13 protein-coding genes are annotated in these 21,934 nt (G+C 53.9%); 6 read left to right on the top strand and 7 right to left on the bottom strand.

The window, feature by feature from the left end:
* Nucleotides 1-29: 29 nt before the first annotated feature.
* Entirely contained in the window at nucleotides 30-11,246 is an 11,217-nt protein-coding gene (locus D6029_RS10760; RefSeq protein WP_120064753.1) for a BapA/Bap/LapF family large adhesin, read from the bottom strand.
* Between the two features lie 766 nt (nucleotides 11,247-12,012).
* Nucleotides 12,013-12,495 (bottom strand): SsrA-binding protein SmpB, encoded by a 483-nt coding sequence (gene smpB / locus D6029_RS10755; protein WP_120064752.1) that lies wholly within the window; start codon nucleotides 12,493-12,495, stop codon nucleotides 12,013-12,015.
* 154 nt (nucleotides 12,496-12,649) lie between these two features.
* On the opposite strand from smpB, the gene D6029_RS10750 reads away from it, so the two are divergent.
* Both D6029_RS10750 and D6029_RS10745 read left to right on the top strand, forming a co-directional pair.
* The gene (locus tag D6029_RS10750; protein WP_120064751.1) at nucleotides 12,650-13,087 is read left to right on the top strand and encodes a type II toxin-antitoxin system RatA family toxin; all 438 of its coding nucleotides are present in this window, start codon (nucleotides 12,650-12,652) and stop codon (nucleotides 13,085-13,087) included.
* A complete protein-coding gene (locus D6029_RS10745; protein ID WP_167455992.1) occupies nucleotides 13,077-13,367 on the top strand; it encodes an RnfH family protein in 291 nt (96 codons plus the stop codon). Before D6029_RS10750 ends, D6029_RS10745 begins: the two co-directional genes overlap by 11 nt.
* Before the next feature lie 47 nt (nucleotides 13,368-13,414).
* Here the strand turns inward: D6029_RS10745 and bamE are convergent, their stop codons facing one another.
* From bamE to nadK, 3 genes are all read right to left on the bottom strand, one after another.
* Nucleotides 13,415-13,759: an outer membrane protein assembly factor BamE gene (bamE, locus tag D6029_RS10740; protein ID WP_120064750.1), complete on the bottom strand. Its 345-nt coding sequence runs from the start codon at nucleotides 13,757-13,759 to the stop codon at nucleotides 13,415-13,417.
* A gap of 188 nt (nucleotides 13,760-13,947) precedes the next feature.
* Nucleotides 13,948-15,609: a DNA repair protein RecN gene (gene recN / locus D6029_RS10735; RefSeq protein WP_120064749.1), complete on the bottom strand. Its 1,662-nt coding sequence runs from the start codon at nucleotides 15,607-15,609 to the stop codon at nucleotides 13,948-13,950.
* A gap of 86 nt (nucleotides 15,610-15,695) precedes the next feature.
* Nucleotides 15,696-16,574 (bottom strand): NAD(+) kinase, encoded by an 879-nt coding sequence (gene nadK / locus D6029_RS10730; RefSeq protein ID WP_120064748.1) that lies wholly within the window; start codon nucleotides 16,572-16,574, stop codon nucleotides 15,696-15,698.
* A gap of 130 nt (nucleotides 16,575-16,704) precedes the next feature.
* Here nadK and grpE point away from each other — a divergent pair, with 130 nt between their 5' ends.
* Entirely contained in the window at nucleotides 16,705-17,289 is a 585-nt protein-coding gene (grpE, locus tag D6029_RS10720) for a nucleotide exchange factor GrpE (protein WP_034497825.1), read from the top strand.
* Nucleotides 17,290-17,356: 67 nt separating this feature from the next.
* Here the strand turns inward: grpE and D6029_RS10715 are convergent, their stop codons facing one another.
* A complete protein-coding gene (locus tag D6029_RS10715; RefSeq protein ID WP_120064747.1) occupies nucleotides 17,357-18,643 on the bottom strand; it encodes an HlyC/CorC family transporter in 1,287 nt (428 codons plus the stop codon).
* 25 nt (nucleotides 18,644-18,668) lie between these two features.
* A complete protein-coding gene (locus D6029_RS10710) occupies nucleotides 18,669-19,457 on the bottom strand; it encodes a cytochrome C assembly family protein (RefSeq protein ID WP_120064746.1) in 789 nt (262 codons plus the stop codon).
* Between the two features lie 171 nt (nucleotides 19,458-19,628).
* On the opposite strand from D6029_RS10710, the gene ffh reads away from it, so the two are divergent.
* The 3 genes from ffh to rimM all read left to right on the top strand — a co-directional run bounded on the left by ffh (nucleotide 19,629) and on the right by rimM (nucleotide 21,919).
* The gene (gene ffh / locus D6029_RS10705) at nucleotides 19,629-20,990 is read left to right on the top strand and encodes a signal recognition particle protein (protein ID WP_120064745.1); all 1,362 of its coding nucleotides are present in this window, start codon (nucleotides 19,629-19,631) and stop codon (nucleotides 20,988-20,990) included.
* A gap of 113 nt (nucleotides 20,991-21,103) precedes the next feature.
* Nucleotides 21,104-21,352, top strand: a complete 249-nt coding sequence (gene rpsP / locus D6029_RS10700) for a 30S ribosomal protein S16 (protein ID WP_064513208.1) — start codon at nucleotides 21,104-21,106, stop codon at nucleotides 21,350-21,352.
* A gap of 18 nt (nucleotides 21,353-21,370) precedes the next feature.
* A complete protein-coding gene (gene rimM, locus D6029_RS10695; RefSeq protein WP_120064744.1) occupies nucleotides 21,371-21,919 on the top strand; it encodes a ribosome maturation factor RimM in 549 nt (182 codons plus the stop codon).
* The last annotated feature ends 15 nt before the right edge of the window (nucleotides 21,920-21,934 follow it).

The following is a 21,934-nucleotide window of genomic DNA, read 5'->3' as shown; positions in this document are numbered from 1 at the left end:
TAGCGTCATCCACCATTTTTTGCCGTCTATCAGGTAACAATATGGTTTTGTTGTACCAGCTCATCGAGCGTGGTGTGGACATTCTCCAGAGTGACAAGTGGGGTTAAATTGTGAGTCGTGCCGGTGCCGTCGCGGTCGATGGAAATCACCGTGTTATTGCCGCTGGTGGTAACGTTCAGATAGTTGGCGATGTTCGACGATGCCGGGTTCCATCCCACTAACAAATCGTGGATATCGATTTTATCGCCCTGCGCCAATGAGAAGTTTTTCCAGGTATCTGCGCCGTTGCCGCCCGTGGCGTTGGCGTTATTGAGCAAGTCGTAAACCAGCGTATCGCCATAAGCCGAGCCGGTTATCACATCGCTTTGCGCGGTGCTGACGAACTGCGGATTCATATTGATGGTTAGCGTGGCGCTGTCGGTGTGGCCGTTCTGGTCATTCAGGCTGTAGGTGAATGTTTCTTTGGAGGTGATCGACGCCGGGTTAATCCCACTGTTGAGCGTGTAGGTATACGCCCCGTCGATGCCGATTTGCAGCGAGCCGTAATGCCCCTGAATGGTGGCGGAAGCGCTGCTGTTGGTCAGTGGATCAAGCGTTGCAGTGCTGCCATTAAAGCCGGTAATGCTCAGCAACGTGTGAACCGTTCCCAACTGGTCAATCGCACCGGACGAGTCTGTGCCATCGTACAAATTGCCGTGAACCGTGTTGGCGTTTTGCGTTAAGTAATTATCCAGATCGATGGTGGTGCCGGTGACGCTTGGGGTTATGCTGATTTGACCCAGCCCTAGCGGCCCCATGTTCCCGGTGTAGTTCAGAGTGTAAGTACCGGACTGAAGATCCAACCCGGCTAAGTTAATGTCTGCCACGCCGCCCAGTAAAATACCGCCGCTAAACGAACCACTTCTGATCACCGTTCCTGAACCATCGGTGATATTCCAGTTCACGCCTAATCCGCCCAGCGACAGCAACGACGCGACGGTGAAATGCAGCACCGGGTTATGCAGAACGTCATTCGGCCCGACGACGAAAGTCCCGCTGCCGCTTTTGCTGGTAGATGAAAGCAATGCTGCATTCCAGACAGCCGAACCCACCGTGGTGTCCGAATAGTTCGCGGTTGTTTGCGCCGTGCTAATCGCCATCGCCGCGCTGACATCGTCAATCGCATTCACCGGAGTCGGTGTCGCTGTGACGTTCAACGATGCGGTGTCGGTATCGCCATTCGGCGCGGTCACGGTGTAGACGAAACTGTCCGGCGTTTTGATGCTGTCCGCGCCGACACCCGCATTCAGTTTGTAGGTGTAATTGCCGTTCGCATCAATGGTCAGCGTGCCGTATTCGCCCTCAATGGTGGTCGTTCCGCTGGCCGCAACCGAGACGCCATTAACCTGCGTGATGTGGCTATTAACCGGAGCCACGTCGTCTGCCAGCACATTCCCGGTGGTGGTGGCGGTGGTGCTTTCCACCGCGTAAGTGTGATCCTGCAAAATGTTCAGCGTGTAGCCCGTCAACACGGTCACACCGCTGGCATTATTGAGCAGGAACAAATACTCGCCGCCCGGCAAAGTGAGTGTGAGCTGCCCGGAAGTCCCGCCCAAAAGCGGCGCGGTCAGCCAGGTATTCACCACTTTGTATTGCTCAAACTGCTGGGTGACATCGTTGAACTTGTAGATATACAGATCGAACGTTGAAAGCAGCGCCACGCCGCCAACACTGGCCTGTAGCGTCATGGTGCGCGTTGAGCCGTCATCGACATCAAAGATGATCGGGTTCGACATGTTCGCCAGCACATCAAGATTCAACACATTCCCAAGCCCTACGCCGACTACCGAGAATCCATTTTGCGATGACGCCCCGTGGTTGACGGCTTCCACATCGGTGTTGTAGGTCAGCGCCGCCGTGTTGTCCGTTGCGGTCACAGTGTTTGCTGGCGCCGGATTACCCAGCGTAACGACCAACTGCGCGGTGGCACTCACCCCGTTATGCGCGATGGTGTAAGTGAAGTTTTCGGTGCTGCCCAATACTGAGGCCGAGGTGTTGGTCAGCGTGTAGGTGTAACTGCCGTCCTGGTTGATATGCAAAGTGCCGTACTTCCCTGCGATATCCGCACCGCCTACGCCAATCGCCGTCGTCACGCCCTGAGCATCGGTGACGGAAGTGACGACGGTTCCTGCCGGTGCCGTGTCCTGGCCGTTGTTCGGATCGACATCGGTTATCACGTTACCCGGCTGGCTGGTGGCGCCCGTGACGGAGCCTGCGCTGGTTTCTACCACGGAGACGTCGAGGTTGGTCAGCGAGCCGGTCGCCAGCAGGCTGGTGTTGTAACTCAACACGCGGTAGGAACCTTCCCCCAGGCCGGTGATGTTCATCGTCACGCCGCTGGCACCCAACGTCAGCAAGTTGGCAAACTGCGGCATCGACGAGTCAATAATCGTGCTCCATGTTCCGGTTGCGGAATCGTACTTCTGAACCGCCACTTCCATGGTATTGAGCAGCGAAAGCACCACGCCGGTCGCGGAGGCATCAATGGTGATGTTGCCGCTCCCGCCGTTAGCGATGGTAAAGCCCACCTGCGCGGTGTCATTGCCTAGTACCGACGCCACATTCCCCAGCGCGCCAACCAGCAGCACGCCGTAATCGTTGTAATGAACAGGCGGTGAAACCGTGGCGTTGGTGGTCAATGCCAGATTCACTACGTTATCGTCCGCCGCTAATGGCAGCACCGGCGCGGTCGCCGTAATCGTTGGTGAAGTGTTGCCCGCCGCATCCGTGGCTTTTATAGAAAGCACTTCACCGCCAATTTCACGCGTCGGCAACGTCAGGCTATAACCGCCGCTTCCATTGGCGGTGGTGGTGACGGTTGCGCCACCAGGCAGCGTGATGGTTACGGTGCTGTTGGCTTCTGCCGTGCCGCTGATGGTAGTGCCGTCGCCGCTGATGGTGGCGGTTGGCGCAAGCGGCGCGATGGTATCGACAACCACCGTTGCCGGAGTCGATGCACCGCCAGTGCCGTTGACGTTGGTCGCCGTCGCGGTAAAGGCGTGGGAGCCTTCACTCAACGCGCCCGTTGGCGTGTAGCTCCAGACACCGCCGACGCTCGCTACCGTGGTGCCCATCAACACGCCATTGTTGAAGACGTTGACGGTCGCGCCTGCATCCGCCGTGCCGTTAATGGTTGGCGTCGCGTCGTTGGTGCTTTGGCCGTTCGCCACGGTTCCGGTAATGGCCGCGAAGTCATCCACCACGCTGGTGATCACCGGCACGCCCGGCAGCGCTGTTGAAGGTGCGGTCACGCTGGCGGCGTTACCAATGTTGCCCGCCGCATCCTGAGCAAAGGCTTGCAGCACTTGCGCATTGGTTTGCGCCGGAGAAATCGCAATCGTGAACGCGCCCGTGCCGTCCGCCGTTGCCGTGCCGAGAACCGTTCCGCCGCTGGTGGTAATCGTCACGGTGCTGCCTGCTTCGGCGGTTCCCGTGACGCTCGTCCCGGTGGCGTTAACCGCCAGCCCGGTTGGCAACGCGGGTGGCGTGACATCGACGACAATCGCCGCAGGCGGTGAAAGTACGCTGATATTCCCCGCCTGATCGGTGGCGGTGACGGTGAAGGAATGGCTGCCTTCAGGCAAATCTGCCGTCGGCGTATATGTCCAGACGCCGCTGGCATTGGCGGTGACGGTGGTATACAGCGCGCCATTGTCATAAATGTTCACCGTCGAGTTGGCTTCCGCCGTGCCGTTAAGTGTTGGCAGCCGGTCGTTGGTGGCCTGGTTATTGGCGAGTGAACCGTTGAATACGCCTCCGGCAACATCATCAACAATCGACGTAATCACCGGAGCGTTTGGTGCGGTCGCATCTACGGTGATGGCGAACCCGCCGCTAGCAGCGCTGACGTTACCCGCTGCATCCGTTGCCGTAATCGTGAACGTATGCAGGCCCGCAGTCAGCGCCGTAGCTGGCGTGAATGACCAGTTGCCGCCAACCGGAACCGTCAGGGTGCCAATTTGTGTTGCGCCGTCAAAAATGGCAAGCGTGGTGCCTGCTTCTGCGGTGCCATTCAGCGTAGGGCGCGCGTCGTTGGTGACTTGCCCGTTGCCGAGGGAACCGTTAAATACGCCGCCAGCTACATCGTCCACCACTGACGTGAGCACTGGCGTGTCCGGTGTTCCGGTGTCGATAGTCAGCGTAAAGGTACCGGATACCGCGCCAAGGTTACCCGCCGCATCGGTTGAGGTGGCGGTGAAGACATGCGCTCCTTCACCGAGATTGGTCGTGGGGGTAAAGCTCCAGGTTCCGTTGGCTAAAGCCGTGACCGTGCCGATTGGCGTGGTGCTGCCGTTGTCGTAAATATTGAGCGTGGAGTTGGCTTCCGCCGTGCCGCTCAACAATGGACGGTTGTCGTTGGTGGTTTGCCCGCTGACCAACGGCCCCGTGACCGGGCCGACATCATCAAACGCCTGAATCACGATTGGCGAGGTTGGGGCGGCAGTATCCACCACAATATTGAAGGCTGGCGACACCGCGCTGATATTGCCCGCCGCATCGGTCGCGGTGACGGTAAACGCGTGGTTGCCATTACCCAACGGTGCGCCTGCTGGTGGCGTAAAGCTCCACACGCCGCCCGTTGCCGTCACGGTGCCAATCAATGCGCCGTTATCGTAAATATTGACGGTTGAACCGGCTTCGGCGGTGCCGCTTAGCGCCGGGCGAGTGTCGTCCGTCACCTGGTTATTAGCCAAATCTCCGGTCGCCGAGCCGATATCGTCATTAACCGTGGTGATGGCTGGCGCGTTAGGTGCAGCTAAATCGACCACCACGTTAAAGGCTGCGGATGGCGCGCTGACGTTGCCCGTTGCGTCGGTCGCGGTAACGGTCAAATTATGCGAGCCGCTGGTCAGCGGTGTCGTAGGCGTAAAGCTCCAGTTTCCACCTGCGCCAACGGTCGTCGTGCCAAGTACCAGGCTGCCGTCAGAAACGGTGATCGTCGAGCCGATTTCACCGGTGCCGGTAATCACAGGCCGCGTTTCATTGGTTGGCTGCCCGCTGGTGATTGGCCCAATGTTTGGCGCGGTGTTGTCGGTGACGGTCACAATCAGCGGGGCGGTTGGTGCCACCGAGTCGATGACGACTGTAAAGACACCGGATGGATTGCTGACGTTTCCGGCAGCGTCGGTGGCGGTGACGGTCAGATTGTGGCTGCCCTGGCTAAGGGCGGTAGTCGGATCCAGTGACCACTCGCCAGCATTGTTCGCCGTCGTGGTGCCAATAATCGTATTGCCATCTTTGAGCGTGATAGTGGCGTTGGCTTCGCTGGTGCCGCTCAACGTTGGCAACGTATCTTTGGTCGCTTGCCCACTGGTTAACGTTAGATCGGTGCCCGTCGTCTGATCATCAACCACCAATGTGATCGCCGGAAGTATCGGTGCGCTGATATCAACCACCGCAGTAAAGGTCGTGGCCGGGCTGACGTTGCCCGCCGCATCGGTGGTGGTGAGCGTCAGCGTGTGGCTGCCTTCGGTGAGCGTCGGGGTGTAAGTCCAGTTACCGGTATTATCAACTGGAATAGTGGCGATCACCGTTCCGTTGTCACTGATGGTCAGCGTGGAGTCTGGTTCCGCCGTACCGGTAAAGACCGGCGTGGTGTCGTTGGTTGGAACACCGGAACTGACGATTCCCGGCGTGGTGCCATCGTCCGTTACGGTGGTAATCACCGGTGCAACTGGCGCGAGGGTATCGACGTTTATTGAGAATCCTGCAGACGGCAGGCTGACGTTTCCGGCGGCATCTGTCGACGTGACAGTAATCGGGTGCGAGCCGTTATCCAAATCGCCCGTCGGTGTGAATGTCCATGAGCCGTTTGTGCCGACCACGGCGCTGCCGATTGGTGAGCCGTTATCCAGAATAGTGATCGTCGAACCTGCTTCGCCCGTGCCAGTGATCGTTGGTCGCGGATCGTTGGTCGCTTGCCCGCTGGTGATGTCACCCGTTCCCGGCGTGACGTCATCGGTGACGGCGGTGATGGCTGGTGTCGATGGCAGCGTGGTGTCGACGGTAATCACAAAGTTCGGTGATGTGCCGCTGGTGACACCGCCGACGGTTTGGCTGACGGCGAAGGTGTGCTGACCGTCACCGAGTGGTGCGGCGACCTGGAAGCTCCATGCTCCTCCAGAGTCAACAGTGATTGGAGCCTGTGCCACACCGTCAATATAGAGCGTGACGGTAGCATTGTCGCTGGCCAGACCGCTCAGCGTTGGCAAGTTATCGTTGGTACTTTGCCCGCTATTCAGATCGCCCGTATTTGGCGTGACATTATCCAGCACTTCAATCGTTGGCGGGTGAGGAATGCCAGACGTTGTCGCAATAATATCCGCTTCAGGACTTTGGTTGCCCGCCGGATCCTGAGCAATCGCGGTTAATGCTTCTCCTGCCGTTTGTGCAGGCGAAATGGTGACGCTAAACGCGCCGGTAGTGCTATCGGCTAATCCTCTGCCAATCTCAACGTCGTTTGCATCGCGGATAATCACTGTACTGCCTGCTTCCGCCGTTCCGCTGATGATTGTCCCGGTATCTTCAAGCGGCGTGGTAATGGTCGGTGCTGGCGGCGCACTGGTATCAACGGTTATCAGAATTGGCGCGGATGGCCCAACCGAGTTACCCGCCGGATCGGTCGCGCCAATCGTCAGCGAGTGACCGGTTTGATCCAGCGCTGGCAGGGTAATCGACCAGTTGCCATCGGCACCGACGGTCGTCGTCGCGATTGGCGTGATTCCACCGTTATCATAAATATTGACTGTGCTGCCCACGGAGCCGGTACCGTTAAAGGTCGGCGTGGTGTCGTCGGTGACGCTGCCGTCAGCGAGTGGCGTTTGAATGACGCCGACGTTGTCGAGGATTTCCGTCACCACCGGAGCCGTAAGCGGCGTGTTATCCACCGTTAAGGTAAAGGCCGCTGTCGGGTCGCTGACGTTACCCGCCGGATCGGTGGCGGTTGCGGTAATGTTCAGCGCGCCATTTGGCAACGCGGCGGTTGGCGTTATTGTCCACACGCCGCCAGTGACGACAGCGGTGCCAAGCACGGTGATGCCGTTGTACAGCGTGATGGTATCGCCATCTTCGCCGGCGCCGTGGAAGACGGGAATGTTGTCATCGGTAACGCCACCGCTGGTTAATGCTGCCGTCACTGCGCCGACATCGTCGTCAGCAAAATCAATGGTTGGCACATTTGGCACTTCGGTATCCAGCGTGAAGCCGATGGCACCGGACTCCTGGCTCGTATTCCCAGCGGCATCGGTTGCTGTCACGGTAATGGAATGGTCTGGCGTGGTGAATGGCGTCTGCGGCGTGAAGCTCCAGCTGCCATCGGCTCTAACCGTCGTCGTGCCAAGTGGCGCACCATTATCGAGAATCGTGATGGTATCGCCCGCTGTTCCGGTGCCAGAGAAAGTTGGCGTGGTGTCGTTGGTGCTGCCGCCATCGGCGATTGCACCCAGCCCTGGGGTTTGATCGTCCGTCACCGTTGGAATGCCCGGTGTGGCGGGAATTGTGGTGTCGACCGTCAGCGTAAACGCGGTGGATGGCAGACCCACGTTACCCACGGCATCCGTTGCCACGGCGGTGAGCGAGTGCGGGCCTTCACCTAGCGTGGTGCCTGGCGTAAATGTCCAGTTGCCGCCGTCCGGAACGGTAATGGTGCCAATTGGCGTGGTGCCACCGTTATCGTAAATATTGATGGTTGCCCCAGCTTCCCCGGTGCCTGAAAGCGTTGGCGTGCCGCTTTGCGTGAAACCACCGCTGGTGAGTGTCGCGGATGCGCCACCCACGTCACCCTGCGCGTTGATAATCGACGGTGCGGGTGGCGGCGTGGTGTCTATCGTCACCGTAAATGTGGCGTCCGTACTGGCGTTGCCCGCCGCATCAGTGGCAACCGCGCGCAGTGCGTGCGCCCCCTCGGTGAGCGGCTGGCTCGGAGTAATACTCCACAGTCCATCGCTCCCCACGACAAATGACCCGATGGGGTTTGCGCCGTCGTAAAGCGTGATGGTCGCGCCTTCCGGCCCGGTGCCGTTAAATTGTGGCCGGGTATCGTCAGTCGAAGAATTATTGCCAAAATCGGTGGTGATGCTGCCGATATCGTCATTCGCATTGCCAAAGGTTGGGGCTGCAGGCGGGGTAATATCCACCGTAATTACGTATTCGGCAGACGGTGCGGTGACGTTTCCGGCGGCATCGGAAGCTTTGACTGTGAAACTGTGCTCGCCTTCGTCGAGGGCTGTCGTCAGCGTGTAACTCCAGGTGCCGGTTGAATCGACCGTGAAGGTCGTCAGAATGGTGGTTCCATCGAGAGTGAGCGTGACTGTTGAGCCTGGTTCACCGGTTCCGTTGAGCGTCGGTAAGTTGTCGTTAGTGACGCCATTATTCGCAATCGGCCCGGTAACGGTTCCGACATCGTCGCTCACCAGGGTAATCGCTGGCGCGAGCGGGGCGATGGAATCCACATTGAGCGTAAATGACGCGGCGGGACTGGTGTTGTTATCAGCATCGGTCGCGGTGACCGTCAGATTATGCAGACCTTGCCCCAGCGCAACTGTCGGCGTGAAGTTCCAGTTGCCGTCCGGATCGGCGGTGACGGTGCCGATTGGCGTGGTTCCGCCATTGTCATAAATGTTGATGGTGGAACCGACTTCTGCTGTGCCCTGAAGCGTCGGTGTACCGTCGTTGGTGGTATCGCCGCTGTTCAGATTGCCGGTGAAGGTTGGGGCATCGTCAAGCACCGTGCTGATGACTGGAACGTCCGGTGCTGTGGAGTCCGGCGCATCGACCGGGGCTTCCGGGCCGGTATTCCCGGCTTTATCCGTTGCGGTGACTTCCAGCGTTTCGCCGTTAGTTTGCGGCGGGGTAATGGTGACGCTAAAGCTGCCGTCATCTCCGGCTTGCCCGTTGCCCAGAGGATTGCCATTACTGTCGTTGACTGTGACGGTGCTTCCCGGTTCGGCATTACCCGTGACGACGGTGCCTTCGTCGTTAACCGCCAAATCCGTTGGTGCGAGAGGGTCGGTGTTGTCTTGCGCGAGTACACCGGTATTCGGGCCGGTGTTACCCGCTGGATCGGTGGCATTGACCAGCAGCGCTTCGCCGTTGGTTTGTGCGGTTGTCAGCGGGGTAACGTCAAATGCGCCGTTACTATCCACCGTTCCGGTTCCGAGCACTGCGCCGTTACCATCGGTGACGGTGATAATACTGCCCGGTTCTGCGGTGCCGGTAACATGCAGACCATCGGCGGACACTTGCAGGCCGGTTGGGGCGGTTGGAGGCGTGGTATCAATATCCACTGTAAATCCTGCGGAGGTCCCGCCGGTGCCGTAGATATTGGTGGCTGTGAATGTAAGTTCTTGTGGGCCTTCAGCCAGTGGTGGTGATGGAGTAAAAGTCCAGTGACCTGTATCGTCCGCCGTTGTGCTACCTAAAAGTGTTCCGTTACTTAAAATATCAACGCGACTTCCCGCTTCGGCGGTTCCGGTCAGGGTCGGGGTTGCGTCGTCAGTTGACTGACCATTGCTTAACACCCCTGTTGTTACCCCGAGATCATCGGTAACGGTATCCAGTACCGGCACGGTTGGAAGCTGAGAGTTTGAAGCGTCAAATGTGGAATCAGGGCCAATGTTACCCGCCCGGTCCTCAATATGCGCGGTGAGGGTTTCACCATGAGTCTGTGCGGGTACGATAGCGATAGTAAAATTACCGTTACTGTCGACTCTAACGCTACCTAGCGGAACGTTATTGGCGTCTGTGATGGTGATGTTAGCACCGGCTTCGGCTGTGCCAGAAATGGTGGTTCCATCCCGGCTGACTTCATCGATTTTCGCAGCAGCAGGTGGTGTCAGGTCAATCGTAAAAGTTGGGAGCGTTGTGATTTTGCCGATATTTCCTGCGGGATCGGTCTGTTGCAGCGTTAAGGTATGAGAACCTTCCTGCAAGGGGGCTTGTGGAGTGAAGCTCCAGTTACCGTTGCTATCAACTTTAACCTCGGCGATTTCTACTCCATTGTCGTAAAGCGTGATGGTATCGCCCGCTTCACCTTTACCGCTTAATACTGGTCTGGTGTCGTCAGTGATGCCTGTGGTTTCAATCAAGCCAGTGATGGTACCAACCTGGTCGGTCAGCGGAACTACCGATGGGGCATCAGGCGCAATCGTATCAATCGTGACGCTATAACTGCCGGATGGCTCACTTTCACCTTTCGCGTTGGTGGCGGTGGCGGTGAAATCATGCGTTCCATCAGAAAGGGGAGTGGTTGGCGTGAAGCTCCAGTTGCCGTTTTCATCTGCGACTACGCTGCCGATTTCTTGTCCGTTATCAAAGATGCGAACGGTGGAGTGGGCTAGCGCAAAACCTTCTATTGTCGGGGTGTTATCGTTAGTGGCTGCACCAGACAGCACCAGGCCGGTAGTCGGTTCTGCGTCTTCATTCACGCCAGTCACAACCGGTTCAATGGGGTCTGGAATGAACGGTGCGGTGACGGTGGCATCGGGGCCAGTGTTTCCGGCGGGATCGGTAGCATGAGCGGTGAGTTCTTCACCGTTGATCTGCGGGTTAGTCAGCGGTATAGAAAAATTACCGTTGCCATCAGCGGTTCCGGTTCCGATCACTTGCCCGGAACCGTCGGTAATCGTCACGGTGCTGCCGGGTTCTGCGCTACCGGTGATGGTGTTGCCATCTGCTGAGACGCTTAGATTAGTGGGAGCTGCGGGCGGTGTGTTGTCGCCAGTCGGTGGCGCGGGATTGCCTGGGCCGCCGTTGCCATTTGAATCATCGCTACCTCCGCCACCACCACCGCCTCCACCCGCTGCGAGGGCAATCCCCCCTGCAACCGCCACTCCACCCAAAACCCACGGCCAAATTGCGCCACCGCCATGGGATTCTGCACCCGTGGCGGCCATCAATTCATCAATATTGGCGATGTGCTCGAAGTGAAATGCGGACTCGGTATCCTGTACCCACCATAGCGCACCGTTGCTGTCTTCAAGAACTAATTGGTTACCACCCTGATCGGCGAAGGCGTAGAAGTTTTTAACGGTGATCACTTCGCCATCTCGCAGCGTGATGACCATGTCCTGATTTGTGCGAACGATGCTGGCGATATCAGCACGCTCGGCCCTAAGTTCTACAATGGAAGGAGCATTTAGTGTGATTTCTGAGCTTTCAACATTATTCGATACGCCAGTCAGTTTTGAGATAATTGATATTGAACGCATTATTATCACTCCATTCAATGTGAACGTAGGGGCTTTGGCACGGCTTGATCATGCAAATAACTTCCCCGGAACAAAGTGTTAAAACGATCCCATTTATCTATAAATTTGGCGCGAGCGAATCCCGACATCAGAATATGACGACTACGTTATTAGTAATTTAGGTTTTCTATCGGGTCACATATTTATATAAATGGAAACTTCATACTTTCTTATCATTTTATTTCGGGGCTATTGAAGATATAGACAGGAAAGAATGAAAGCGCAAATTAAGGATTGCTAAAGCAAATCTTCAGCATCGGTGAACTATCTTTTTATCGGGATATAGATTACCGATAGATGAATTGAAGGTTTTATTGTCAGGTGTCGAAGTGCGTTGGGTTGTATTTAATTGTTTGTTTTTTAATTATTTTATTTGTTTTTTGTAGCTAACATTTAAGGGGTAAATCTATTTTAGGCTCTCTTTTATTAAGGTTGTTCTCGAGGGGTTAAGTCAGGCTATGCAGCGGTTAAAACTAAAATAGAGGCGAAAATATCTTTTTTTCTTAACAATACTTTGTCCAGCGAAGCGGGGATTTTGAATACATTTGCGAGGAGTAGCACAAAAGTAATTAGCGTGGCGAATATGTTTTTTCGGAAATAACTTACCGAAACTAATTATTTTAAATATCGAGTATATTATTAAGTCACTATTAAGCAGGATATAGAAATTCATTACCGATTCTTATTATAAGAACCGGTAATGATATCTTTAGGTTATACAAGAGTGCTATCGACCCGCGTGTTTCATGATGCGAGCTTTATCCACCGCCCACTCTTTGTCTTTTAAATCGGAACGCTTGTCGTGCTGTTTCTTACCTTTCGCCACGCCGATTTTGACTTTGCACCAGGCATTTTTCCAGTACATCGACAGGGCGACCACGGTATAGCCATCACGGTTGATGCGCCCGTAAAGGTTATCCAGCTCGCGTTGGTTAAGCAGAAGTTTACGCGTGCGCGTTGGGTCACAGACCACATGGCTAGAAGCGACATTTAACGGCGTAAAGTTGGCGCCAAACAGGAATGCTTCGCCATCTTTCAAAATGACGTAGCTATCACCGATGTTTGCCTTCCCGGCACGCAAAGATTTTACTTCCCAGCCTTGTAGCACGAGCCCCGCTTCATACTCATCTTCGATAAAGTATTCATGGCGGGCGCGTTTGTTTTGCGCAATGGTGGCTGAACCTGGTTTGTATGCTTTTTTCTTTGTCATAGTGCTGCTCAGTATATGTAATCCAGGAGTTCAAATACACCCCGCTTCGCTGCGAGGATGAAGGCATATCTTAGCACGGCTCCAGGCTAAGAGTTTTTCTTTGCGTGATGATAAATGTTATTATTTGCCCGTTTTGTGACTCTCAGGAAATGCTATGCCTCAGATTACCCGTACTGCGCTAGTGCCTTACAGCGCGGAGCAGATGTATCAATTAGTTAACGACGTGAAATCCTACCCCGATTTTTTACCGGGTTGCACGGGCAGCCGGGTGCTGGATGCCTCTGCCGAACAGATGACGGCGGCGGTCGATGTTTCCAAAGCAGGGATCAGCAAAACTTTCACGACGCGTAACACCTTGACCAGTAATCAAAGCATTCTGATGCATCTTGTCGATGGGCCGTTTAAGTCATTAATGGGCGGGTGGAAGTTCACGCCGTTGAGCGCTGAAGCCTGTCGTATCGAGTTCCAGCTTGATTTTGAGTTTACCAACAAGCTTATCGAGCTGGCGTTTGGTCGAATCTTTAAAGAGCTCGCGGGGAACATGGTTCAGGCGTTTACCGTTCGCGCCAAAGAGGTCTACAGTGTTGCCTGAAATTAGGGTTGAAGTGGTTTATGCGCTGCCGGAAAAGCAGTATTTACTCAAAGTCCGGCTGGAGCAGGGGAGTACTGTTGAGCAGGCGATCGCCGCATCAGGTATTCTCGAATTGCGCACCGATATTGATTTGGCGAAGAATAAAGTTGGGATATTTAGCCGACCGGTAAAGCTGGCCGATACGGTTAATGACGGTGACCGGGTAGAGATTTATCGGCCACTGATTGCAGATCCAAAAGAGCTAAGACGCCAGAGAGCAGAGAAATCGGCTCAGAAGTAGTTAAAATATCAGCCAAAAAAAAGGTGCCTATCAAGGCACCTTTTTTGTTAGTTATTCTTTTCTAGCTTCGGTTTGTTGTCGATATTGGTCAACACACCGCTATTGTTGAAGGTCAGCGTCAGCGTTTGCTGAGTCACACCTTCGTGCCCTGGTTGCTGGCGGAAGACATAGAACCAGGTACTCGTACCGAATGGATCAGTCATCATTGGCGTACCCAGAGCATACGCAACTTGTTGTTGAGTCATGCCAGTACGAATCTTTGACACATCGTTCTGTGTCAGGTAGTTCCCCTGGTTAATGTCGGGGCGGTAAACCACTCGCTCCAGAGTGGAACAGCCTGCGGTCAGCATAAGAAGAACCGCTGCGGCAGCAGTCAGCGTTTTACAGCGCATAGTGATTTGATTCCTTTTCGGGCCCGAGCAGCACATGGCTCATTCATAATATGCCGATGATAATAAACCTTTACGCAGTTTAAAACATTAAGGCGCTTAACTCTGACCCTGGTACGGCAAAAAAGTTGGCTTAAAACCTGCTCAATTAACAATATGCTAGCCGAGTGATGATTTTTTGAACGATGCAGTTAAGCCGCAAGCAACTCTTTGGCGTTCGCCAGTGTGTTGCGAGTGACTTCGCTACCGCCGAGTAAACGAGCCAGTTCTTGCAAGCGTGAACGTTTATCCAGGGGCTGCATGTGTGTTTCTGTCATTTCGCCATCAGTTTCTTTACTGACGAAGAAGTGATGATGCCCACAACCGGCAACTTGCGGCAGGTGCGTTACGCACATGACTTGCGTTGATTCGCCCAACTGGCGCAGTAATTTGCCGACCACAGCAGCGGTTGGGCCGCTGATGCCAACATCCACTTCATCGAAGATTAAGGCTGGGGTTTCCATTTTACGCGCGGTGATCACCTGAATGGCCAGAGCAATACGGGAAAGCTCGCCACCGGAGGCCACTTTCGCCAGCGGCTGCAATGGCTGGCCTGGGTTAGTGCTGACGCGAAAATCAATGCGGTCAGCGCCTTCGGCGGTCAGATGGTTTTCATCGAATTCAACGTCAATCGCCAGCTTGCCGTGTGGCATAGACAAGGAATGCATACTTTCAGTGATCAGCCCGCAAAGCTCTGCGGCATAGTGCGCACGGCGCTGATGTAATTCGCGTGCAGTGCTGAGTGCTTGCTGATGATGAACGGCTACCGCTTGCATGAGTTCGTCCTGCGAGCTGGCCTGATCGTCAAGCTGTTGCAGTTCTTCGAGCAATTGCTGATGGAAAGCGGGCAGTTCTTCAGGCGAAATGTGGTGCTTACGCGCCAGCGAGATTTGCCGGGAAATGCGCTGTTCCAGTTCATATAAGCGGTTAGGGTCAAGATCGAGGCGGTCGCAGTAATGACGTAGCTCGTCACTGGCTTCTGAAATCTGAATATTGGCTTCTTCGAGCATCGCTAATACGCCGGAGAGTTTGCCGTCCATACCCGCCAGTTCTTCCATCAAATGACGAACGGTATACAGCTGACTTTGCAGGTTGTTGTCTTCACCATCCGCAAGAATGGCCAGCGCTTGCTGGCTGACGGAGATGAGTTGCCCACTGTTGGCCAGGCGTTTGTACTCTTCGTCAATTTGCTCAAATTCGCCTGAAATCGGAGAGAATTCATTCAGCTCTTTTAACTGATAATTTAAAAGCTCGGCGCGGGATGCACGTTCCTGAGCCAGTTGTTGATGCTGTGCCAGAGTGCGGCAGCTTTGATGCCAGTTGCGATAGCTTTCTGCCATTTGAATAAGCAGGGCAGATTCCCCGGCATAACCATCCAGCAGGTTTTTTTGATGTTCAGGTTTCAACAAAAGCTGGTGCGCATGTTGGCCGTGAATCTGAATCAGCATCTGGCCGAGGTCACGCAGTTGGGAAAGCGGAACCGCGGTTCCATTAATAAAGCCACGTGAGCGGCCATCGCTGCTGATCACGCGGCGCAGCAGACATTCTCGCCCATCATCAAGCTGGTTTTCTTCAAGCCAACGCAGGGCGGCTGGGGTGTCTTTCAGGGAGAAGCGAGCGCAAAGGTCGGCCCGGCTGGCGCCCTGGCGTACCATATCGGCTTCCGCGCGACCGCCCAGACACAACCCTAAGGCATCAATAGCAATAGATTTACCGGCACCTGTTTCACCGGTAATGGCGGTCATGCCGTGGTGAAAATCAATTTCCAGTTCACGAACGATTGCGAAGTTACTGATGGTGAGTTGTGCCAGCATAATAGCTTTCCTGTATGAAAAGACATGACTGTGTTTTCATACAGTATAAACTGGTTTTATATACAGTAAAGAGCTGGCATCACTTTTTAGAACAATTTTTTCGACCAGCCGAGTTTAGAGCTCAATGTGTTGAAATAGCTGTAATCTTTTGGGTGAATGAGATTGAGATGATAGTCGCAGCGGCGGATCAGCACATCTTCACCTTCCTGAATTGGCAGGGCGATTTGGCTGTCACAACTGATTTCCAGGTCGCTGCGCATATGCGAGAAACGTAGACGAATCGTGCTGCTGCTGTTGATGACCAGTGGGCGCGCAGAGAGTGTGTGCGGGAACATCGGCACCAGGGTAATGGCGTCCAGCGACGGGGTCAGAATTGGCCCGCCAGCAGAAAGCGAGTAAGCCGTTGAGCCCGTTGGCGTCGAAATAATCAGTCCATCGGAGCGCTGAGAGAATGCAAAGATTTCATCAATATACACTTCGAATTCAATCATGTGCGCGACTTTGCCGGGATGCAGAACCACTTCGTTAATCGCCGTACTCAGGCGCGTTGGGGTATCTTGCTGGCAAACCTGAGCTTCGAGCAGGAAGCGGCGCTCGGCGATATAATGCCCTTCGAGGACATCAGCAAGTTGCTGCTGGGCGTTGTCGGGGTCAAGGTCGGTGAGAAAACCGAGGTTGCCACGGTTAATGCCGATGACTTTGATATCATAGCGAGCCAGCACGCGTGCGGCCCCCAGCATATTGCCGTCACCGCCAACCACCACCGCGAGATCCGCCTGCTGGCCAATTTCCGCCAGCGTGCCGGTTTTCACGTTACAGAGATTAAGTTCCTGGGCAATTTGCTGTTCAACGATAACGTCGTAGCCTTTAGTGCAAAGCCAGCGATACAGCATTTCATGCGTGGTGAGGGCTGTAGGGTGACGCGGGTGCCCGACGATACCAATGCAGTTGAAATGTTTGTTCATTATGCTGAGGGTCCTTATACGCAGATATGCCGTCTTATTATGACAATATGTCACGTTCCCTTGAATCCCGGAAACTGATCCCCATAATAAGCGAACCAGCGAGATGAATGCTAAAAACGCGGAGAAATTCATGAGTAGTAAAGATCAGAAAACACCAGACGAGCAAGTCTCGGACGAAATTGCAATGGAAAGCCACGAAGAAGTCGAGGCCGTAGAGGGTGCCGAAGTGGTTGATCCGCGCGATGAACAAATTGCCGATTTAACAGCACAACTGGAAGAAGTTCAGCAGCGCGAGCGTGACAGCGTGTTACGCAACAAAGCGGAAATGGAAAACCTCCGTCGCCGTACCGAACTCGATATTGAGAAAGCACACAAGTTCGCACTGGACAAATTTGTCAACGAGCTGCTGCCGGTTATCGACAGCCTTGACCGCGCTCTGGAAGTGGCAGACAAGTCCAACACCGATTTAGCCGCCATGATTGAAGGCATTGAGTTAACTCAGAAATCAATGCTGGATGTGGTGCGTAAATTTGGTGTGGAAGTGGTTGGCGAAACCAATGTGCCGTTTAACCCGGATGTGCATCAGGCCATCGCGATGGTTGAATCTGAAGATGTGGCACCAAACCATGTGCTGATGGTGATGCAGAAGGGTTACACCCTGAATGGCCGCACACTGCGCGCAGCCATGGTTTCTGTGGCTAAAGCCAAAGCGTAATTCGCTTAAATAAAAAAGCCAGCCTCTAATAAAGGCTGGCTTTTTTTGTGTCGGAAATCGGCGACAATTATTCCTGAATACTCTCGCGAAGCGGCGTAACAGGTGTAACACGCACTTGCTTAATCATGTTGTCCTGCACGTCGAGAATATCAATATCGTAGTGGCTCAAGCGCACTCGCGTTTCAATAGCCGGAATCTCTTGCAGCTCTTCAAGCAACATGCCGTTGATGGTACGCGCTTCGTCTTCCGGAAGCGTCCAGTTGAAGGCTTTGTTGATTTCACGCACGTTGGCGCTGCCTTCAATGATCACAGAACCGTCATTTTGCGGAGTCACTTCTTCGGCAAGTGTTGGCGACATTGACGTCGTGAAGTCACCGACAATCTCTTCCAGAATATCTTCGACCGTCACCAGCCCCTGAATATCGCCATATTCATCAACGACCAGGCCGACTTTCTTTTTATTGCGCTGGAATTTTACGAGCTGAACGCTGAGCGGCGTACCTTCAGGAACAAAGTAAATTTCATCGGATGCACGCAGCAAAGTTTCTTTGGTGAACTCCTGCTTCTCCGTCATCAAACGGTAGGCTTCACGTAAACGCAGCATGCTGATGGCGTCATCTAACGTGTCACGGTACAGCACAATGCGCCCGTGTGGGGAGTGTGTCAGTTGGCGAACGATAGATTTCCAGTCGTCGTTAATATCGATACCGACGATTTCGTTGCGCGGCACCATGATGTCGTCAACGCTCATTTTTTCGAGATCGAGAACTGACAGCAGCATGTCCTGGTTGCGACGGGAAATTTTGGTATGCGACTCATGCACGAGGGTGCGCAATTCGTCTTTATTCAGTGCGCTACTCACGGTGCTGACGTTGTTGATGCCCATCAGGCGCATCAACATTCGCGTAATGATATTCAGTAACCACACCAGTGGCATCATCAAAATTTGCAACGGGCCGAGCAGGAAGCTACTTGGGAACGCGACCTTTTCCGGGTACAGCGCCGCAATCGTTTTTGGCAGAACTTCAGCGAAAAGCAGCACCACAAAGGTGAGGATACCGGTGGCGATAGCCACGCCTGCATCACCGTATAAGCGCATGCCGACGATAGTGCCGATGGCTGAGGCCAGAATGTTCACCAGGTTGTTGCCGATGAGCACGAGGCTAATCAGGCGGTCTGGCTTGCGAAGCAGTTTTTCGACCCGTTTAGCGGCGCGGTTGCCTTGTTTGGCGAGGTGGCGAAGCTTGTAACGGTTGAGCGTCATCATGCCGGTTTCTGAGCCGGAGAAGTACGCTGAAACGACTACCATGATGATCAACGTGACAATCAACGTAGTCGTTGAGATGTGTTCCAAAAGGATTTCCTTTATAAAGACAGTATTAGCCGACGAATTGTTGCAGGACGCGGCTACCAAAATAGGCGAGAGTCAGAATCGCTGCACCCGCGACGTTAAACCACACCACGCGGCGACCACGCCAACCCTCATGATAGTGTCCCCACAGTAAAACGATGTAGACAAACCATGCGAGAATCGACAAAACCGCTTTATCGACGTTTTCGAGGCTGAAAAGATTTTTCAGATAAAACAGGCCAGTGCACAGCGTTAACGTCAGCAGAACCACGCCAACTTGAGTGATGTGAAACATTTTGCGCTCAATGCTCATTAACGGTGGCATTTCAGCACGGAAGGCGAGTTTTTTATTTTTCAGCTGGTAGTCAATCCAGGCCAGTTGCAGGGCGTAAAGTGCGGCAATAATCAGCGTGGCGTAGGCAAAAAGTGACAAACCGATATGCACCATCATCCCTGGAGTAGCTTCCAGATGCGTGATGAATTCATTAGGCATAAAGGTCGCCAGCGCCAGATTGATTAACGCAAAAGCGTAAACAATCGGTAACAGCAGCCAGCCGCGATTGCGTGAAGCAACGATGGTCATCACGGTGCAAATCATCAAACTGACCAGCGAACCCACGTTAAGCAGGCTGAGGTTTTGCCCGCCGTCGGCGGCAAAAATACGTGCTTCAAGCGCCACACCGTGGCTTACCAGCGCGATAACAGCCGATATAATTGCAAAGCGGCGCCATCCGCTGTTTTTTGTCAGCAGGCTTGGGATAATCAGCGCGAGGCTGCTGGAGTAGGCTACAAGCGCAAGGATTGCGAAAACAGGCATATAAAGTGTCGGTCAATTAGCCAGAGATGAAAAAAAACAGTATAACGTTACCTGCCGCCTGCTCCAACTCTAACCGTTGCATCACACCAAAGGCGGCTTCATGTTATAATCCGCCAAATTCTGTTTGTGTCGCAAGCTGCGGCCCTAAGTTACCACGTTAGGCAAAAGACAATGTTTGATAATTTAACTGACCGTCTGTCGCGCTCATTGCGCAATATCAGCGGCCGCGGGCGGCTGACTGAAGAGAACGTAAAAGAAACTCTGCGCGAAGTGCGCATGGCATTGCTGGAAGCTGACGTTGCGCTTCCGGTGGTGCGTGACTTCATCAGCCGCGTGAAAGAAAAAGCGGTGGGTCATGAAGTTAACAAGAGCCTGACGCCGGGTCAGGAGTTCGTCAAAATCGTGCGCGCCGAACTGGTTGCGGCGATGGGCGAAGAGAACACGAGCCTGAATCTTGCAGCACAGCCGCCAGCCGTTGTGCTGATGGCGGGTCTGCAAGGTGCGGGTAAAACCACAAGCGTAGGTAAGTTAGGTAAATTCCTGCGTGAGAAGCACAAGAAGAAAGTGCTGGTGGTGTCTGCCGACGTTTATCGCCCTGCGGCGATCAAACAGTTGGAAACGCTGGCTGAACAAGTCGGTGTCGATTTCTTCCCGTCTGATGTTGGCCAAAAGCCTGTCGATATCGTTACTGCGGCGCTGAAAGAAGCGAAGCTGAAATTCTTTGATGTGCTGCTGGTGGATACCGCCGGTCGTTTGCACGTTGATGAAGCGATGATGGACGAAATCAAACAGGTTCACGCTGCGATTAATCCAGTTGAAACCCTGTTTGTTGTCGACGCCATGACCGGTCAGGATGCGGCAAATACCGCAAAAGCCTTTAACGAAGCGTTACCGCTGACCGGTGTCGTGCTGACGAAAGTCGATGGTGATGCCCGTGGTGGTGCCGCGCTGTCTATTCGTCATATCACCGGCAAGCCGATTAAATTCCTCGGTGTGGGCGAAAAAACTGAGGCGCTGGAGCCTTTCCACCCGGATCGTATTGCTTCCCGTATTCTGGGGATGGGCGATGTTCTGTCGCTTATCGAAGATATTGAAAGCAAAGTTGACCGCGCTCAGGCAGAGAAACTTGCCAGCAAGCTTAAGAAAGGCGATGGGTTTGATCTCAACGACTTCCTTGACCAGCTCAAGCAGATGAAAAACATGGGCGGTATGGCGAGTATGATGAGCAAATTGCCAGGAATGGGGCAATTGCCGGATAACGTTAAGTCGCAAATGGATGACAAAGTCCTGGTGCGTATGGAAGCTATTATCAATTCCATGACGCTCAAAGAGCGTGCGCAGCCAGAGATTATCAAAGGTTCACGTAAACGTCGTATCGCGATGGGTGCGGGTATGCAGGTGCAAGATGTCAACCGTCTGCTTAAGCAGTTCGACGACATGCAACGCATGATGAAGAAGATGAAGAAAGGCGGAATGGCGAAAATGATGCGCGGCATGAAAGGTATGATGCCGCCAGGTTTCCCAGGTCGTTAAGCTCATTTAGATTGCATTTTGCGCCGAAATGAGTAAAATTTTCGGGCTTTTAATATGACACCGGGCTCCATCCCTCGATGGGGCCCGATGTTTTATTCACTAAAGAGGATGTTATGGTAACTATTCGTTTAGCACGTCACGGCGCTAAAAAGCGTCCGTTCTACCAGGTTGTTGTTACTGACAGCCGTAATGCACGTAACGGTCGCTTCATCGAGCGCGTTGGTTTCTTCAACCCAATCGCTGGTGAAAAAGACGAGGCAACTCGCCTGGATCTGGATCGTATCGAGCACTGGGTTGGCTTAGGCGCAACCGTTTCTGATCGCGTATCTGCGCTGATCAAAGCAGCAAAAAAAGCAGCTTAATCTGTCACGGTGGTCATGATGAGCAATCAAATCTCCGCAAAGGCACCTGTTAATCCAATCGTATTGGGTAAGATGGGATCCTGCTACGGTATTCGAGGTTGGCTCAGAGTGTTTTCCTCCACCGAAGACGCCGATAGCATTTTTGAGTACCAGCCCTGGTTTATCCAGAAGGCGGGTCAGTGGCAGCAAGTACAGCTGGAAAGCTGGAAGCACCACAATCAGGATCTGGTCATCAAGCTGAAAGGCATTGACGACCGGGATGCCGCGAATCTTCTGACCAATTGCGAAATTGTGGTCGATTCAACGCAGTTGCCTCATCTCGAAGAGGGTGACTACTACTGGAAAGACCTTATGGGTTGCCAGGTTGTCACGACTGAGGGATATCAGCTCGGTAAAGTCATTGACATGATGGAAACCGGCTCAAATGACGTTCTCGTCATTAAGGCAAACCTGAAAGATGCGTTCGGTATCAAGGAGCGGCTGGTTCCGTTCCTCGATGGGCAGGTTATCAAGAAAGTCGATCTCGCTACTCAAACGATTGAAGTAGATTGGGATCCTGGTTTTTAAAACCTCCGGATAAAC

The sequence above is a fragment of the Buttiauxella izardii genome (assembly GCF_003601925.1).
GTDB classification, from domain to species: domain Bacteria; phylum Pseudomonadota; class Gammaproteobacteria; order Enterobacterales; family Enterobacteriaceae; genus Buttiauxella; species Buttiauxella izardii.
The sequence above is the reverse complement of the archived record's forward strand: the minus strand, read 5'-3'. Positions and strand labels throughout refer to the sequence as shown.

What these genes read in the sequence shown, in the direction of transcription:
- D6029_RS10760 (WP_120064753.1), bottom strand. Translation starts at nt 11,246, where the DNA reads ATGCGTTCAATATCAATTATCTCAAAACTGACTGGCGTATCGAATAAT.
- smpB (WP_120064752.1), bottom strand. Translation starts at nt 12,495, where the DNA reads ATGACAAAGAAAAAAGCATACAAACCAGGTTCAGCCACCATTGCGCAA.
- D6029_RS10750 (WP_120064751.1), top strand. Translation starts at nt 12,650, where the DNA reads ATGCCTCAGATTACCCGTACTGCGCTAGTGCCTTACAGCGCGGAGCAG.
- bamE (WP_120064750.1), bottom strand. Translation starts at nt 13,759, where the DNA reads ATGCGCTGTAAAACGCTGACTGCTGCCGCAGCGGTTCTTCTTATGCTG.
- recN (WP_120064749.1), bottom strand. Translation starts at nt 15,609, where the DNA reads ATGCTGGCACAACTCACCATCAGTAACTTCGCAATCGTTCGTGAACTG.
- nadK (WP_120064748.1), bottom strand. Translation starts at nt 16,574, where the DNA reads ATGAACAAACATTTCAACTGCATTGGTATCGTCGGGCACCCGCGTCAC.
- grpE (WP_034497825.1), top strand. Translation starts at nt 16,705, where the DNA reads ATGAGTAGTAAAGATCAGAAAACACCAGACGAGCAAGTCTCGGACGAA.
- D6029_RS10710 (WP_120064746.1), bottom strand. Translation starts at nt 19,457, where the DNA reads ATGCCTGTTTTCGCAATCCTTGCGCTTGTAGCCTACTCCAGCAGCCTC.
- ffh (WP_120064745.1), top strand. Translation starts at nt 19,629, where the DNA reads ATGTTTGATAATTTAACTGACCGTCTGTCGCGCTCATTGCGCAATATC.
- rpsP (WP_064513208.1), top strand. Translation starts at nt 21,104, where the DNA reads ATGGTAACTATTCGTTTAGCACGTCACGGCGCTAAAAAGCGTCCGTTC.
- rimM (WP_120064744.1), top strand. Translation starts at nt 21,371, where the DNA reads ATGAGCAATCAAATCTCCGCAAAGGCACCTGTTAATCCAATCGTATTG.